Annotated in this window: 19 protein-coding genes; 7 read left to right on the top strand and 12 right to left on the bottom strand. The window is 57.1% G+C overall.

The genetic code is table 11. The annotated features are described in order from the left end of the window. The 6 genes from Q5Y71_RS00650 to Q5Y71_RS00625 all read left to right on the top strand — a co-directional run. On the top strand, window positions 1–274 hold a 274-nt coding region (locus Q5Y71_RS00650), incomplete at its 5' end, for a hypothetical protein (protein WP_306039225.1). A 122-nt stretch (window positions 275–396) separates the two neighbouring features. Further along, window positions 397–624 (top strand): hypothetical protein, encoded by a 228-nt coding sequence (locus Q5Y71_RS00645; RefSeq protein ID WP_306039223.1) that lies wholly within the window; start codon window positions 397–399, stop codon window positions 622–624. Between the two features lie 121 nt (window positions 625–745). Next, window positions 746–985 (top strand): DUF4224 domain-containing protein, encoded by a 240-nt coding sequence (locus tag Q5Y71_RS00640; RefSeq protein ID WP_306039221.1) that lies wholly within the window; start codon window positions 746–748, stop codon window positions 983–985. A gap of 124 nt (window positions 986–1,109) precedes the next feature. After that, a complete protein-coding gene (locus tag Q5Y71_RS00635; protein WP_306039220.1) occupies window positions 1,110–2,033 on the top strand; it encodes a tyrosine-type recombinase/integrase in 924 nt (307 codons plus the stop codon). 281 nt (window positions 2,034–2,314) lie between these two features. Beyond that, complete coding sequence (locus Q5Y71_RS00630; RefSeq protein WP_306039218.1) at window positions 2,315–2,764, top strand: ComF family protein; 450 nt, start codon at window positions 2,315–2,317, stop codon at window positions 2,762–2,764. A gap of 159 nt (window positions 2,765–2,923) precedes the next feature. Further along, the gene (locus tag Q5Y71_RS00625; RefSeq protein ID WP_306039215.1) at window positions 2,924–4,069 is read left to right on the top strand and encodes a beta-ketoacyl-ACP synthase III; all 1,146 of its coding nucleotides are present in this window, start codon (window positions 2,924–2,926) and stop codon (window positions 4,067–4,069) included. Here the strand turns inward: Q5Y71_RS00625 and Q5Y71_RS00620 are convergent. The 3 genes from Q5Y71_RS00620 to narL are packed head-to-tail and all read right to left on the bottom strand — an operon-like array spanning window position 4,027 to window position 6,256. Next, window positions 4,027–4,266 carry a GrpB family protein gene (locus Q5Y71_RS00620; protein ID WP_306039213.1) on the bottom strand — a complete coding sequence of 80 codons (240 nt, stop codon included), beginning with the start codon at window positions 4,264–4,266 and terminating at the stop codon, window positions 4,027–4,029. The genes Q5Y71_RS00625 and Q5Y71_RS00620 overlap by 43 nt on opposite strands. Before the next feature lie 48 nt (window positions 4,267–4,314). Then, window positions 4,315–5,544, bottom strand: coding sequence for a gephyrin-like molybdotransferase Glp (gene glp, locus Q5Y71_RS00615; RefSeq protein WP_306039211.1), 1,230 nt, complete (start codon window positions 5,542–5,544; stop codon window positions 4,315–4,317). A 46-nt stretch (window positions 5,545–5,590) separates the two neighbouring features. Beyond that, window positions 5,591–6,256: a two-component system response regulator NarL gene (gene narL / locus Q5Y71_RS00610; RefSeq protein WP_301416059.1), complete on the bottom strand. Its 666-nt coding sequence runs from the start codon at window positions 6,254–6,256 to the stop codon at window positions 5,591–5,593. 198 nt (window positions 6,257–6,454) lie between these two features. Here narL and Q5Y71_RS00605 point away from each other — a divergent pair, with 198 nt between their 5' ends. Beyond that, a complete protein-coding gene (locus tag Q5Y71_RS00605) occupies window positions 6,455–8,068 on the top strand; it encodes an MFS transporter (protein ID WP_306039206.1) in 1,614 nt (537 codons plus the stop codon). A gap of 55 nt (window positions 8,069–8,123) precedes the next feature. Here the strand turns inward: Q5Y71_RS00605 and Q5Y71_RS00600 are convergent, their stop codons facing one another. From Q5Y71_RS00600 to Q5Y71_RS00560, 9 genes are all read right to left on the bottom strand, one after another. Beyond that, entirely contained in the window at window positions 8,124–9,221 is a 1,098-nt protein-coding gene (locus Q5Y71_RS00600; protein WP_306039204.1) for a hypothetical protein, read from the bottom strand. 194 nt (window positions 9,222–9,415) lie between these two features. Then, the gene (locus Q5Y71_RS00595) at window positions 9,416–10,534 is read right to left on the bottom strand and encodes an ATP-binding cassette domain-containing protein (protein ID WP_306039202.1); all 1,119 of its coding nucleotides are present in this window, start codon (window positions 10,532–10,534) and stop codon (window positions 9,416–9,418) included. After that, complete coding sequence (gene modB / locus Q5Y71_RS00590) at window positions 10,534–11,256, bottom strand: molybdate ABC transporter permease subunit (protein WP_306039201.1); 723 nt, start codon at window positions 11,254–11,256, stop codon at window positions 10,534–10,536. Before modB ends, Q5Y71_RS00595 begins: the two co-directional genes overlap by 1 nt. Then, window positions 11,253–12,035 carry a molybdate ABC transporter substrate-binding protein gene (modA, locus tag Q5Y71_RS00585; protein ID WP_306039199.1) on the bottom strand — a complete coding sequence of 261 codons (783 nt, stop codon included), beginning with the start codon at window positions 12,033–12,035 and terminating at the stop codon, window positions 11,253–11,255. Before modA ends, modB begins: the two co-directional genes overlap by 4 nt. Next, window positions 12,020–12,499 carry a molybdopterin synthase catalytic subunit MoaE gene (gene moaE / locus Q5Y71_RS00580; RefSeq protein WP_306039197.1) on the bottom strand — a complete coding sequence of 160 codons (480 nt, stop codon included), beginning with the start codon at window positions 12,497–12,499 and terminating at the stop codon, window positions 12,020–12,022. The genes modA and moaE overlap by 16 nt, the downstream gene beginning before the upstream one ends. Before the next feature lie 10 nt (window positions 12,500–12,509). Continuing rightward, window positions 12,510–12,755 carry a molybdopterin converting factor subunit 1 gene (moaD, locus tag Q5Y71_RS00575; protein ID WP_306039196.1) on the bottom strand — a complete coding sequence of 82 codons (246 nt, stop codon included), beginning with the start codon at window positions 12,753–12,755 and terminating at the stop codon, window positions 12,510–12,512. A gap of 20 nt (window positions 12,756–12,775) precedes the next feature. Beyond that, window positions 12,776–13,267 carry a cyclic pyranopterin monophosphate synthase MoaC gene (moaC, locus tag Q5Y71_RS00570; RefSeq protein ID WP_306039194.1) on the bottom strand — a complete coding sequence of 164 codons (492 nt, stop codon included), beginning with the start codon at window positions 13,265–13,267 and terminating at the stop codon, window positions 12,776–12,778. A 3-nt stretch (window positions 13,268–13,270) separates the two neighbouring features. Next, window positions 13,271–13,816, bottom strand: coding sequence for a molybdenum cofactor biosynthesis protein B (gene moaB / locus Q5Y71_RS00565; protein ID WP_306039193.1), 546 nt, complete (start codon window positions 13,814–13,816; stop codon window positions 13,271–13,273). Beyond that, window positions 13,816–14,415 carry a molybdenum cofactor guanylyltransferase gene (locus Q5Y71_RS00560; RefSeq protein WP_306039191.1) on the bottom strand — a complete coding sequence of 200 codons (600 nt, stop codon included), beginning with the start codon at window positions 14,413–14,415 and terminating at the stop codon, window positions 13,816–13,818. Before Q5Y71_RS00560 ends, moaB begins: the two co-directional genes overlap by 1 nt. Window positions 14,416–14,418 lie beyond the last annotated feature (3 nt).

The raw sequence follows: 14,418 nt of genomic DNA, 5'->3' as shown, positions 1-14,418 counted from the left end.
ATGTCTCGTCTCTCCAGAGCGCCTCAGGCCTATTTTACTCGATGAAAGCCTAGATGAATTCAGGGATCAGATACAAGGCTGTATGTGGCTGACAGGGCGCAAATGGTGGCATTTTGTTCTGTATTGTCCCGCCCTTAAAAATATTGATAGGGCTCTTACGGTACGAAAAATGGAGCGTGATGATGACTACATTGATGAGTTGGAAACTGACTTGCTGAAGTTTGACAAGTTGGTTGATCAGTACAGAAATAATTTAACCGAACAAGCTGCTTAACTTTCAAGAATATTCTCACAAGGAAAAATATTTCAACCGCGCCCCTGGCGTATTCAGTCAGCTGTACCCCCAAGCTTAGGGCCGCAGGTACTGGGCCCTGTTTTTAAAATCCGGAGAATCTAATGAACAGATACGCACTTTTTTGCGGCACATATAACTTACTTATGGGCGGGATAAAAGATTTTCTGGAGTCACTCGAAACCAAGGAGGAAGCAAAGGAAAAGGCAGAGCAAATAGCCAAAGATCCCTTTGTAGATTGGGTGCAGATCTTTGATAAAAAGACCGACGCTGCAACTATTTACAAAGTCATCGATGGCAAATTGGTGGAAAGTAAGGCAGACACCGAATAAAAGCGGGTGGTCCCTATGAACAAATGGAAAGGTCTAGCGTGAGACCCTGGCAATCCCTCACCGGCATCGCCGCACTCATTTTCTGCGGCACCAGCCTCGCCACAGTTTATTGGAAGGAGCGATGAACGAAATACTAACCGAAACCCAATTGCGTAGATTAACCGGTGCTCAATCCCCCGATGCTCAGAAGCGAGTACTGAAAGACAACCAGATTCCCTATGTGCGCCGGAAAGACGGTAAGCCTGTCGTAACCTGGGAAATGGTCAATCAATCTCAGCTGACTTACAAAAATCGCTTCAATTCAAAGGGCGCGAGCCTTCAGTTGCCCCCGGGCATAAACATGGGTGCAGCTAATGGCTAGGCCAAGAACCCCTAAAAATGCCTGGATGCCTCGCTGGGTTGAGGTTTACCCTCGGGGCTACCGCGTAAAGATTCGCAATCGAGGGGTATGGCACCTTTGCGGCCCGGATGCCACTAAAGCGGAAGTGTGGGCAGAATATGAGCGCTGGGAACAGGATCAGCAGGGTAAAACATTCACCATTTCCGACCTGATAGACCTCTACTTTGCCTCACCGCAATACACTAAGGAGCTGCGGACGCAGACACAAAAAGACTATCTGAGAAATTCAAAAAAATTACGCGCCGTTTTTGGGAATGCGAAACCAAACTCCATTACTTCACCAGTTATACAGCTATTCATGGATACAAGGGGCCAAGAATATCCAACAGCAGCAAATAGAGAACGCTCATTCCTTAGCATCATATTCCGCTGGGGAAAGGCTCGGGGCCTGGTATCAATTGAAGATCCGACCAAAGCTGTAAAGCCGCTCAAGGAGCGCCGGGGAGGCCGGTATGTGGAGGACTCGGAATACCTGGCCTTTTATTCTTGGCTGGGCTCCCGTGGTCATGCAGCCCACCAGGCGGCAATGGAGATCGCCTACCTCTGCGCCGCCCGACAGCAAGATGTACTGGCTTTGAAGAGGCAGGATATGACCGAAGAAGGGCTACTAATCCAACAACAGAAAACGGGCAAGAATCAGCTAAAGCTATGGACCGAAAGGCTGCATGATGCGGTCGATCTGGCACTTGAAACCAATAAAGGGTCCAAAGCACAAAGCACGCACTTGATTCGCAACAAGAGAGGACAAGGCTATAGCCGCAGTGGATTCAACAGCATCTGGATTAGGGAACAACAAGCTGCCACAAAGGCTGGCGTCCTCCCTGCCCGCTTCCGGTTTCATGACCTAAAGATCAAAGGTATATCGGACTTCAAAGGCGACAAACAAGAATTCAGCGGTCATAAGACGCGCAGCATGATGGAGCGCTACAACCGCACTGCCGACAAGGTAGCCACATTAGACAAAGAAAGGATTAAGCATAGAGAAGTCAGCTCAGAAACTACTGGATAATCATCCAAGAAGGGCGGCCAGAAAAGTTAATTCTGTTAAAAATTACCCCTACGAATTACCCCTCAAGTTGTTGAAATGAAAAACCCTGAAAACAGAATTTTCACTAACTCACTAATTTTAAAGGATTATTTTCCCACATCTGATAAAAACTGAACGCATAAACACAGGTCTGTGAAACCTGTGCCCAGCCCCTGCCCTCCGCCGCACGGTATTGCCCCGTCTGCCTCCGGCAGCCGCCCCATCTCTCGGGCGTGCGGGCGGCCTGGCAGTACGCCTATCCTGTGAACCAACTGATCCAGCGCTTTAAATACCGCGGCGATCTGGCCGCCGGCCACAGCCTCGTGCAACTGGCGGCACAGGTGATGGAGCCCGCAGCTGAGCGCCCGGACCTGCTCGCCCCTATCCCCCTGCACTGGCGTCGCTACTGGCGGCGGGGATACAACCAGGCGCAGCTGATTGCCGCAGGGCTGGGGCGGCACTGGCAATTGCCGGTACGCCCGCGCCTGCTGCGCAAGGTTGCCGCCACCCAGACCCAGTCGCAGTTGCGGCGCCCCCAGCGCCTGCGCAATTTGCTGCAGAGTTTCGCCCTGCGCGAAAATGTCGGGGGCTGCCATGTGGGGCTGGTGGATGATGTACTGACCACCGGTGCCACCCTGGAGGCAGCGGCACAAAAACTGCTGCTTGCCGGGGCTCGGAAGGTCACCGCCTTCGTTTTGGCCAGAACACCCTGACTCTTCGGCGCGACCACAGATAAACCCGCCCTGCTATTGGCGCAAAAATATACTGCCTTGTTCAACTGGTGCCTCGGGGCCAGTCGAGACAACACTGCTAAGGTTCTAATCAGTGAGTAATTGCCCGCATGCCGCCTGGTGTGGGCCGGGGATTCAGCGATGAGTGCATACCAATTGCCAGAGGGCATAGTCATCAGCGGCACAGGCCTATGGACCCCACCGGAAGCAATCAGCAACGAAGAACTGGTGGACGCCTATAACACCTACGCCCGACACTACAACCGCGTGAACGCGCAGGAGATCGACGCCGGAGCGCTGCAGCCAAAGCCCCAGTCCTCGGCGGCATTTATTGAGAACGCCTCCGGCATCAAGAGCCGCTACGTGGTCACTCGTGAAGGTATCCTCGATCCGGAACGCATGCGTCCCTTTATTCCCGAGCGCAAGGACGACGAGCTGTGTGTACAGGCCGAAATGGGTGTCAAAGCTTCCAGGCTGGCGCTGGCAAAAGCCGGCAAGCACGCCTCCGATATGGATATGGTGATTGTCGGTGCTTCCTATATGCAGCGCGCCTACCCGGCCATTGCGATAGAAATCCAGGGTGCGCTCGGCATCGACGGCTTCGCCTTCGATATGGAAGTGGCCTGCTCCTCCGCCACCTTTTCCCTGCAGCGCGCCGTGGACGCAATCAGCTCCGGTGCCGCGCATACGGCACTGGTGATCAACGCCGAGCTGGCTTCGCCGCAGGTAGATTTCACCGACCGTGACAGCCACTTTATTTTTGGTGACGTGGCGGTTGCCAGTGTGGTGGAGCGCCGCGAGACCTGCGCTGAGAACACTGCCTGGGAGGTGCTGGGCACCAAGGCGAAAACCCTTTACTCCAACAATATCCGCTCGAATTTCGGCTATACGGCGCGCGCCGCCGATGTCGACCCCTTTGGGCCCGACAAACTGTTCCGCCAGAACGGACGTAAAGTCTTCAAAGAAGTCTGCCCAATGGCTGCGGCGCATATCGAAGAACACCTGGGCGAAACCGGCACAGATCCGCGGGAAGTAAGCCGCTACTGGCTGCACCAGGCCAATATCAATATGAACAACCTGATTACCAAGAAGTTAATGGGCGACGATGCCAGCGTAGAACGCGCCCCAGTGGTATTGGACCGCTATGCCAACACAGCCAGTGCCGGTTCAGTGATTGCCTTCAACCTGTACAGTGATGACCTGACACCGGGTGAGCGCGGCATTATCTGCTCATTTGGTGCCGGCTACTCGATTGGCAGCCTGGTAGTGGAGAAAGTCGCTGTCTGATTGACGACCGAGCCCGGGATTGATTGCATGATATCGACCACAGGTTTTGCCACCATTCCCGGAACAGCCGTACTCCCCACATGCTCAATACCGCCGTGATTCCACTCCCCGGCTATGGCCATCAAGTGTCGCTTTTCCCGCTCGAATATTGAGGCCCAGGATGCATCGTATGCTTTGAGTATTACCGATGCTGTCATCTGCCTTTACCTTCATGAATAGTGCCAACCCTGTGCCCGGCGGCACCCTCAAGGCAAGGGCTCAATTACTACCCGGTCTCCGGCTTCGACGCCCCCACTCTCTCGGGCCAGCACTATAAAGCAATTGGCAGCGGCAAGACCGGTAAGAATATGGCTGCCCTGGCTACCCACCGGCTCCACCACCAGTTCACCGCAGTCACCGGTGCGATAGATACCGCGCTGGAAATCGGTGCGCCCGGGTTTCTTTTTCAGGGAGGTTAACAACCGTGCGGTGAGTGCCTGCGGGCCATGCCATCGGCCCCCTTTCAATACGGTGAGGGCGGGCACGGTGAGCTGGTAGAAAGTGACCAGTGCGGAGACCGGATTGCCGGGCAGACCGAAGAAGGGGGTGCCCTGCAGGTTACCAAAGGCGAAGGGTTTGCCGGGTTTGATGGCCACTTTCCAAAAGCCGATTTCACCCAGCGCTTCCAGCACCTCGCGGGTATAGTCCGCCTCGCCGACGGAGACACCACCGGAGGTGATAATGGCATCGGCATCCCGCGCAGCGCGCTGCAGAGCCTCACTGATGGCCTGTTCGTTATCCGGCAGTACCCCCAGATCCAGCACTTCCAGGTTCATCTGCGCCAGAGCCGCCAGCAGGGCGATACGGTTGCTGTCGTAAATATCCCCTTTACCAAGGGCCTCTCCCGGCTGGCGCAACTCGTCGCCAGTGGAGAAGAGTGCGATAACCGGTTTGCGCAGCACCGTCACCCTGTCCACACCGGCGGCCGCCAGCAGGGCGATATGGGCAATGCTGATACACTCGCCGCGCTCCAGCAGGGCAGCGCCTTCAGCCACATCCTCGCCGCAGCGGCGGATATGGTCACCGGGACGGACCTGGCATGCAATGCGAATCGACTCGCCCCGGGCATCGACATTTTCCTGCATAACGACGGTGTCGGCCCCGGCGGGCAGGGCGGCACCGGTCATAATGCGCACACAGGTGCCCGGATTCACCACCCCATCGAAGGGGGCTCCGGCGAAGGACTTGCCGATCAGTTCCAGCGGCAGGCCGCTGGCCAGGTCTTCAAAGCGCAGGGCATAACCATCCATGGCGGCGTTGTCGCAGGGCGGCAGATGCACACCGGAACGGATCTCCTCAGCCAGTATCCGGCCACTCGCACGCACCAGTGGCAGTGTCTCGGTTCCTGCAATGGGGCTCAGCACCTGCAGCAGTTTTTCACGGGCGCTTTCAAGGGGCATCAGGCCCGGCTGGGCACAGCAGTCAATGGTGGGCATGGAAAACCTCTCTCACTGTATTCCTTGCCGCTGGGCGCGGCGCGCGTCAGTGGGCCCGGTCCTGAGACTCCGGGCGCTTCTGGTTGACCATCCACACGGCGGCCTCCACACGGGAGCGCATTCCCAGCTTCTTCAACAGGTGTTTCACGTGTACCTTGACGGTGGCATCACTGATATCCAGCTCGCGGGCGATCAGTTTATTGCTGAGGCCGTCGGCAATCAGCTGCAGTATCTGGTATTCGCGACTGGTGAGACTGGAGAGGGTGTCTGCGCCGGAGTTGTCCGGTTTGCGCAAAGCCGAGGCGAGGATTTCGGTGAGGCGCTGGCTGATAGCGAGCTTGCCGTGGGTGGCCTGGATTACCTGCTCGAGAATATCTTCGGGCTCCATATCCTTGAGCAGATAGCCGTCGGCACCGGCGCGAATGCAGGATACAACATCGGCATTATTGTCGGACACCGTGAGAATGACGATGCGCGAGGTCACATCGGCGGCACGCATCGCGCGCAGGGTGTCCAGCCCGTCCATACCGCGCATATTCAGGTCCAGCAGAATAAGGTCCGGTTCGTGTTGCTTGGCCAGTTGCAGCGCTTCCTCCCCGCTGCTGGCCTCGGCCACCAGTTCCAGGCCGGGCTCCATGGCAAACAGTTGCTTGAGCCCCTTGCGGAACAGGGGGTGGTCATCGACCATCATGACGGTGGCGGACTGGGTCATGGAGAATCCTGCTTTGTGGTGCGATTTGTATTAAATCTGAACAGTGACTTTACCATAGCGCCCAGCGGCTGCGGCTACCCCCAAAGAGGTAGTCAATACGCGCGCAGGGCAAAGGGATTACTTACTGAGGGTAATTGAGCACACAGGGCCCCCGGCCCATAGTGGCTGCAAGATTCATTTCTAGGAGGAGTGGCCGCTGTGTCTGACATCTACGAATGGGCCCCGGAGGACAGCAAATTCTGGCAGTCCAAGGGCAAAAAAATCGCAAACCGCAACCTGTGGATATCTATTCCCAGTCTCCTGTGCGGCTTTGCTGTGTGGCTCTACTGGGGCATTATCACCGTACAAATGCTCAACCTCGGCTTTCCCTTTGCCAAGGCTGATCTGTTTACCCTGATGGCGATCGCCGGGCTCACCGGAGCGACCCTGCGCATTCCCAGCAGCTTCTTTATCCGGCTGTTTGGCGGACGCAACACCATCGTGTTTACCACTGCGTTGCTGATGATTCCCGCCCTCGGCGCCGGCATCGCCCTGCAGAATAAGGAAACCCCGCTGTGGACATTCCAGCTGTTGGCGCTGCTGTCCGGTATCGGCGGTGGTAACTTCGCCTCTTCCATGTCCAACATCAGTTTCTTTTTCCCTAGGGAAAAACAGGGCCTGGCCCTGGGCCTGAATGCAGGCCTGGGCAACTTCGGTGTTACCACCATGCAGATCCTGGTACCGCTGTTTATGACCTTCGGTGCCTTCGGCGCTGCCGGCGGCGATCCCATGACCCTGGTGAGCAGCTCCGGCTCCCTGATCGGCAAGGTACCGGCGGGCTCCGAGGCATGGATTCAGAATGCCGGCTTTGTGTGGCTGCTTTTTTTGCTCCCCCTGGCCTTTATCGGCTGGTTCGGTATGAACAACCTGCGCACCGAAGAGGTCTCGCCGGATGTGGGCAGCGCCCTCGGCGCTATGGTCAAGATGACCATGATGCTGGGCATCGGCCTGTTTACCGCCGTGGTGGGCCTGTGGCTGCTGCTGCCGGAGGCAGTCAACGGTTCCGGCTGGGGTGTGCCCAAGGAAGTGGTGCTGGTGCTGGTGATTGCCGCTACGGTGCTGGGCCTCAAACTGCTGCCCGGCGAGATCAAAACCAGCCTGCAGCGACAGTACCGCATCTTCAACAACAAGCACACCTGGGTGATGAGTGTGATCTACACCATGACCTTCGGCAGCTTTATCGGCTTCGCCGCCGCTTTCCCGCTGGCCATCAAGGTCATCTTCGGTTACAGCCATGTCATGGTGGATGGGGTAATGACCCATGATACCATCAATAACAACGGCCCCAGTGCCCTGATGTACGCCTGGATGGGTCCCTTTATCGGCGCCCTGATCCGTCCGGTGGGTGGCTGGATTTCCGACCGTATCGGCGGAGCCCTGGTCACCCAGATCTGCGCGGTCATTATGGTGGCGAGCGCTTTGGGTGTGGCCTACTATATGAAAGCCGCCTACGCTTCAGCCACTCCGGAAACATTCTTTCTGCCCTTCTTCCTGCTGTTTTTGATCCTGTTTGCCGCCACCGGTATCGGCAACGGTTCGACTTTCCGCACCATCGCCATGGTGTTTCCCAAGGAACAGGCAGGCCCGGTGCTGGGATGGACCTCAGCAGTCGCCGCCTACGGTGCCTTCTATATTCCCAAGGTCTTCGGTGAGCAGATCAAGGCCACTACCCCGGAATACGCACTGGCAAGCTTCGCCATCTTCTATGCGGTATGCCTGGTGATTAACTACTGGTTCTACCTGCGCAAGAACGGCGAATTCTATAATCCGTAATTCGGTTTCACTCACGGGATAACGTAAATTCGGGGAGGTCTTCACCTCCCCTTTTTTATTTCACCTGAGTCAATATCGGAGTGATATCCGTTTCCTCAAAAAGGCTGGCGATCAGCTTTCGATCTGAATCCCTGTGATAATAGATTTCCACCTCGTCCAAATCTTCTACCGTTGGCATCGTCGGGCATAGCTGCCTGGCAATGGCGCGGCACATATCCTCGTAAAAATTCATATCGAGGAACTTATCCAGAGAAATATGGCCGTCAGAGATATCCTCATCACTGATCGTATAACTGTAACCCTCAGGCTCCTGGAAATAGTAAGCCTGCACGGTAAAAGACCCATCTGCGTTTTCTGTTACCGCAAATTGAACGGGGCCTTCACGGACAATTTGTCGGTACGCAGTAAGCTCTTCCACAACCGAGGCCAGACTGGCATCAGTCTCGATGGTGCTTTCAATGTCAAAATAATTCTGGTGGACAGCCTCAAAACAACTCAAGATCGTCGTAACGTCTTTCGGCTGTAACTCTGCCTTCATTTCCTCAAGTACTTCCACAAGCTTTTCGGTCGTGAGGGCGTTGCGAAAATAGTAACAGCCATCCTTTTCAATAGCCGACTGAAATATTTTTAACTTTCGTTCCGGGTGATCAAAATCGAGATTGTAGAGAGGTTGTGTTGGATCGGATGTGTGATTATTCAATCCAACCCTGCCCAAATGCGGAATAAAGAAATGATAAGACCAGTATTCTGAATAATGACTGAAACGCTGGCAGTGCGCTTCGATATAACCGGGCAAGTATTCAAGATCGAAGAAGGAGGCCAGGTGGTAGTTACCCGTTCCCTGATATTCAGCAATAGAGTCTTGGTTATAAAACGGGTGTTCACCATGAAAAGCAATATTGACCTTTTGCCCGCTGGCGGCGCGGCAAGCCAGGTAAAAGTACAAGCCATCGTCTTTGTAGGTAGAGCGAATAACGACAGTATCGCCCTTTCGGCAAATATGGTACTGGAAAAAAAGGGCTCGGTAGGGCTCGCAATCCTGAACCTCCTCCTCTATTTCCAGGGTATCCGGTCCCAGGCGGTTTAAGCGGTAATGGTGGCCATTCTCTTCAATACAGCGGGCCAGGACCGGATATAAATCCTCAACACGCACCGCTTTCGCTATGGGTATGCCCCCATGCTGTGCTTTTTCCCTGTAACACTTATCGCCCTCGTTTAAAGAGAGAAATTCCTATTAAAACGCCCATATGAGTACCATCTAGTTAGCTGGCATTCAAACATAGCCTAAAATCATCCGGGGTTTTAGCTAGTTACTATTTTTCGCACAACCATTTTCTCAAAGATCACTTACAAGCCGGCAAGACTACCGGCCTTGAATTGGGCAAAGTAGGTGGCGCCATCGTGCAGTTGCAGGCGCTCGCAGGAGAGGCGGGAAATATCCGCGTACAACACCTGCCCTGCGGCAGTTAATTGCAGTCGTATGCGGCCATCGGCCAGGTGCAGTTTTGCAGCCAACGTTACCGGCAGGCAGTTGAGCATACTGGACAGGCCCGGCCTCTCTGCACTGAGGCTGATATCGCCGGCTTCCAGCAGAAAAGCCGCCGTATCGCCTTTGCGGTAATGGCCAGCGACTCTGTCTGCATAGAGGGCAACCCCCCCCAAATCCAGGGTGAGCAAGCTCTCCTGCAGGGATTCCACCCGCGCCTCTATGCGGCTGCGGCAGCTATCCCCCACACCCTGAGTATCCAGGTGCCGAGCAACTTCAGGCAGGGGGAGCGGCGCAGATAAATCGGCAGCGTCCATCCATAAACAGCGCTGGGCCAGCAATTGTATCTCGTCAAAGTCGTGACTGGTCCAGATCACCAGTGCCGGGTAGCGGGCCCAGAAATCTCGCAGGGTCGGCAACAGACAGCGCAACACCTGGGTCCGCTGCACTGCTGACAGCGGTTCATCGAACAACTGCAGCGGTGCATTGTGGAAAAGCTGGCGCAACAGCGCCACGCGCTGGGCCTCGCCACCGGATAATAGCTCTACCGGCTGATGTAGCAGTGGCGCAATACCAAAAGCCTTCAAAAGCTGATCACACTCTTCCCCGGGCACGGGCCTGCGGCTGTAGCGGCGGGCCAGCGCCAGGTTATCTGTCACCGACTGCCCGGCAAACAGGCGGCTGTCCTGAAACCCCAGAGAGAGCGCGCGCTTGTGGGTAGACAGCGCGCGGCGCCCACACTGCCAGACGGTATTGGCAAAAGAGATTTTACCGCGGCAGCGGCGCTGGCCGGCCAGGGCCGCCAGCAATGTACTCTTGCCGCTGCCGGAGGGGCCGGTCAGGCCGACAACACCACTGGCCGGCAGGCGTAATTGCCAGGGAGTAGCAGTATTGAACGAGGTCACCAGCCCTTCGACGCTGAGCCCGGTGGAATCAGAGGCGGTGGTGGCGGTACCGAACAGAGGCAGGGTGATTTCCATTAGCCCAATACCCCCACCACCAGCCTGGCAGGCGCTGCATTCGAGCTGCGCGGCGCCAGGACATATCCCAACCAACGGGCCAACAGCAAGAGTACGGTGGTCAGCCCCATTAACATCAGGGCCAGCCGGTGCGCCGCACCATACTCCATCGTTTCCACATGCTGGTAGAGCGCGATAGAAACCACCTGGGTCTCACCGGGAATTGCACCACCGATCATCAACACCACGCCAAACTCACCCAGGGTGTGGGCAAAAGTCAGCGCACAGGCGCTCACAATTGCGGCGCGGCTTGCGGGCAAGAGTACTTTCCATAACGCCACCCAGGGTGGAATACCCAGTGCAGCAGCGGCCTGGGTCAGGCGCTGGCCGTTGGCGTGAAAGGCGGCCAGCAGCGGTTGTACCATAAACGGCAGGGAATAAATCACCGAGGCAAACACCAGGCCGGTGAAAGAAAATACCAGGGGGCCACCAAAAAGCTGTGACAACCACTGACCTGGGGCGAAATTGGGGGAAAATAACAACAGCAAATAAAAACCCAGCACCGTCGGCGGCAACACCAGTGGCAGAGTAATCAAGATCTCGATACCGTGACGCCAGCGGCTCTGCCATTGGCTCAACTGCCAGGCCAGGGGCACGCCAATCATAAACAGCAGTAAGGTCGTCAGCCCGGCCAGCTTTAAGGTCAGCCACAGGGCCTGCCAGTCGGCAGCGGTGATCGTCATACCCCGCGCCCTCCATCTCTCCCCCGATCTGCTGCCGGTAAAACGCCATAACCCAGGCGACGCAGTTGCGCCTGCACTTCCGGCGAACGTAAATAATCGGCGAGGGCCTGTGCTTTTTGGGGACGACGGCTCTGAATGGGAATCACCAGTTGCTGTTCAATCGGGTGATACCAATGCTGAGGCAGCAACCAGAAGTTAGTGCGCCCGGCTGCGCGCATCTGACTGGCTGCGACAAAGCCCAACTGCGCATTGCCGGAATCCAGCATTAAGTAGGCCTGACCGGCGTTGTGGGCTCGCGCCAGCTGGGTTTGTTTTTTCTCCCATAAGCCCAGGCCTTCCAATACCTGCCGGGCAGCATTGCCAAAAGGCGCCACCCTGGGATCCGCCAAGACGATTGTATCGGGCCATGTTTGCATTAGCTGTTCGATATTCGATTCTGACTTCGGGTGCCAGAGCGCCAGCAATCCCAGGGCGTAAGTCTGGCGACTGTTTCCCAGCACACCGCCCTGTTTTTCCAGCAACTCGGGCCGCTCGCGGTCTGCGGAGAGGAATAAGTCGAAGGGGGCGCGGTGTGCTATCTGTTGGTAGAGCACGCCGGAACTGCCACTGCTGAGCTGGACCGGGCAGGCATGGCGACGCCCAAATTCCGGCAACACCTGCTCCAGCGCCGGGCGGAAGCTGGCCGCTACCGCCACTCGCAAGGTGCAATTATTGGCATTCACCGGCAGCGCCATTGCCACCAGCAGCGCGGGCAGCAGCAGACTCAGCCGGCGGACCATTTGTCCATCTCCTCCGCATCGCTGGCGCGGGCCTCGATCCAGTGCTGCGAGGTGTTACCGGACTGATCTGAAACGGTTTCGCGCTTCCAGAAAGGCACCTCGGTTTTGAGGCGGTCCATCATGTACTGGCAGGCGGCAAAGGCGGCCTGGCGATGGGGGCTGGTGACACCGACAAAAACAATCTCATCGTTGATCCGCATGGGCCCAACCCGGTGAACAATGGCCACACGACCCAGGGGCCAGCGACTGCGGGCATCAACAATAATGCCTTGCAGGCTTTTTTCGGTCATGCCCGGATAGTGCTCCAGGGCCAGGCCGCAGACATCACGACCGGCATTGAAATCGCGTACGCTGCCCACAAACAGAGCACAGGCACCATCGCCGCTGCTTCCCTGCAGAGTCGCATATTCGCCAGCCACATCGAGCGGTGTTTCACACACTGCGATACGATCAACGGCATTCATACGGACACCACTAACCGCCAGTGACCGGTGGGAAAAATGCGACTTCATCCCCAGCCTGCACCCGGTCCCCGGTGTCCGCCAGCGCCTGGTTCAGCGCCATACGGATATCCTCCCGTTGCAGGTGTGCGCGCCAATCCGGGTGTTGCTCACATAAGGTTTCACGCAGGTCACCGAGGCTGCCGGAAAAATCTGCCAGGGTCATCTCGCCCCTGCCCAATTGCTGGCGCAGGCGCGCGAAAAACAGAACCTTCACCATCGCTTTTTACCTCTGAATTTTTACGTTTTGTCCAACCCAGCGCCGCGCCAGTGGCCGCGCTTGCCGCCGGTTTTTTGCAGCAACCGGGTCGGACCGATTGCCATAGACGGGTCTACCGCCTTGCACATATCGTAAATGGTCAGCGCCGCCACCGAGGCTGCGGTTAATGCCTCCATTTCCACACCGGTGCGCCCGGCCAGGCGGCAGAAAGCGGTGATCTGTACGCTGTGCTGGTGCGGCTGCAATTCAAACTCCAGTGCCACCTTGGTCAGCGCCAGGGGGTGGCAAAGGGGGATCAGGTCCGCGGTTTTCTTGGCCGCCTGGATACCGGCAATGCGGGCCACCGATAACACATCGCCTTTCTTGTGGGCCCCCTGGCTGAGCAGTTCAAAAGCTTCCGCACTCATGCAGATACGGCTCTCGGCCAAAGCGCTGCGGTCGGTGATGTCTTTCCCGGTGACATCCACCATGCTGGCTTCACCGCGCTGGTTGAGGTGGGTTAACCGGCTCATCAATTACCCCCGGCTCTCACAGGGCGCGCTGGCAAAGCGCACGTGAGGAATAAAATTGCAGGGCTTATGGCGGGCATCCAGCTGCTCCAGCAGTATCCCCTCCCAGGCCGTGCGGCAGGCGCCGGTGGAACCGGGCATACAGCACACCAGTGTGCGGTTGGCAAGCCCGGCGAGTGCGCGGGATTGCACGGTAGAGCTGCCGATGTCCCCCAGGGAGATATGGCGGAACAGCTCGCCGAAGCCATCGACGGTTTTATCGAACAGCGGGCTCAGGGCCTCCGGGGTGGAGTCGCGCTCGGTAAAGCCGGTGCCGCCGGTCACCAGCACCACCTGTACTTCGGGGTCCGCAATCCAGGCGGAAACCACTGCACGCATCTGGTAAATATCGTCCGGGGTAATGCGCTTGTCGGCGAGCCGGTGGCCGGCGGAAGTCAGGGCTTGCTCCAGATACTGGCCGGAGGTATCGGTCTGCGCAGTGCGCGTATCGGATACGGTGAGTACCGCGATATTAAGCGGTACAAATGCTTTACTGGCATGTGCGGATGTCATCAGTGGTCTCTCAAAAAACGGTTTTCAGAAATCTTATCCGGCATCCCCAGGCCAAGATAATCCGCCGGCGTATTGATATTGCGATGCCACTCGCCGTCATTTGTCAGGGAAATGGATTTGGCGCCCAGGTGGCGCAGCAGTGCACCTACAGAGTTGTGCGCACTCCCCGCCACTGCACGGCACAAATAGTCCAGGCACGGCTGGTTGAGCGGCAGCCACAGGGGAAAAAAGCAGTTTTCAAAATAACAGGGGCAGCCCCTGTGCTGCCCTTCCACCAACAATTCTGCGAGATGCGCCCGCCTCAGCAGTGGCATATCCACCGGGATCACCAAAGCGGCATCGGCACCGGTGGCCAGCGCCACAGAATAGAGGCCGCCCAAGGGGCCGCGCTCTGGCACCAGGTCTTCGATACCTCCGGGGCGCGCGCCGCTGGTCACCACTTGCGCCAGTGGCAGTGTACGCAACAAGGCGTCGGCGTGCTCCAGAAAACTGCCGCACTCGGGGTGTGCCAGCAGGGCCTTGTCGCGGCCCATGCGGCGGGAGCGGCCGCCGGCCAGCACCACGCCGATTGTCGCTTGACCAACAACAGCCCCGGCCATTAC

It is taken from the genome of Microbulbifer sp. 2205BS26-8 (assembly GCF_030731025.1).
GTDB lineage: Bacteria > Pseudomonadota > Gammaproteobacteria > Pseudomonadales > Cellvibrionaceae > Microbulbifer > Microbulbifer spongiae.
Note: the sequence above shows the minus strand (reverse complement) of the source record. Positions and strands in the feature narration are given on the sequence as shown.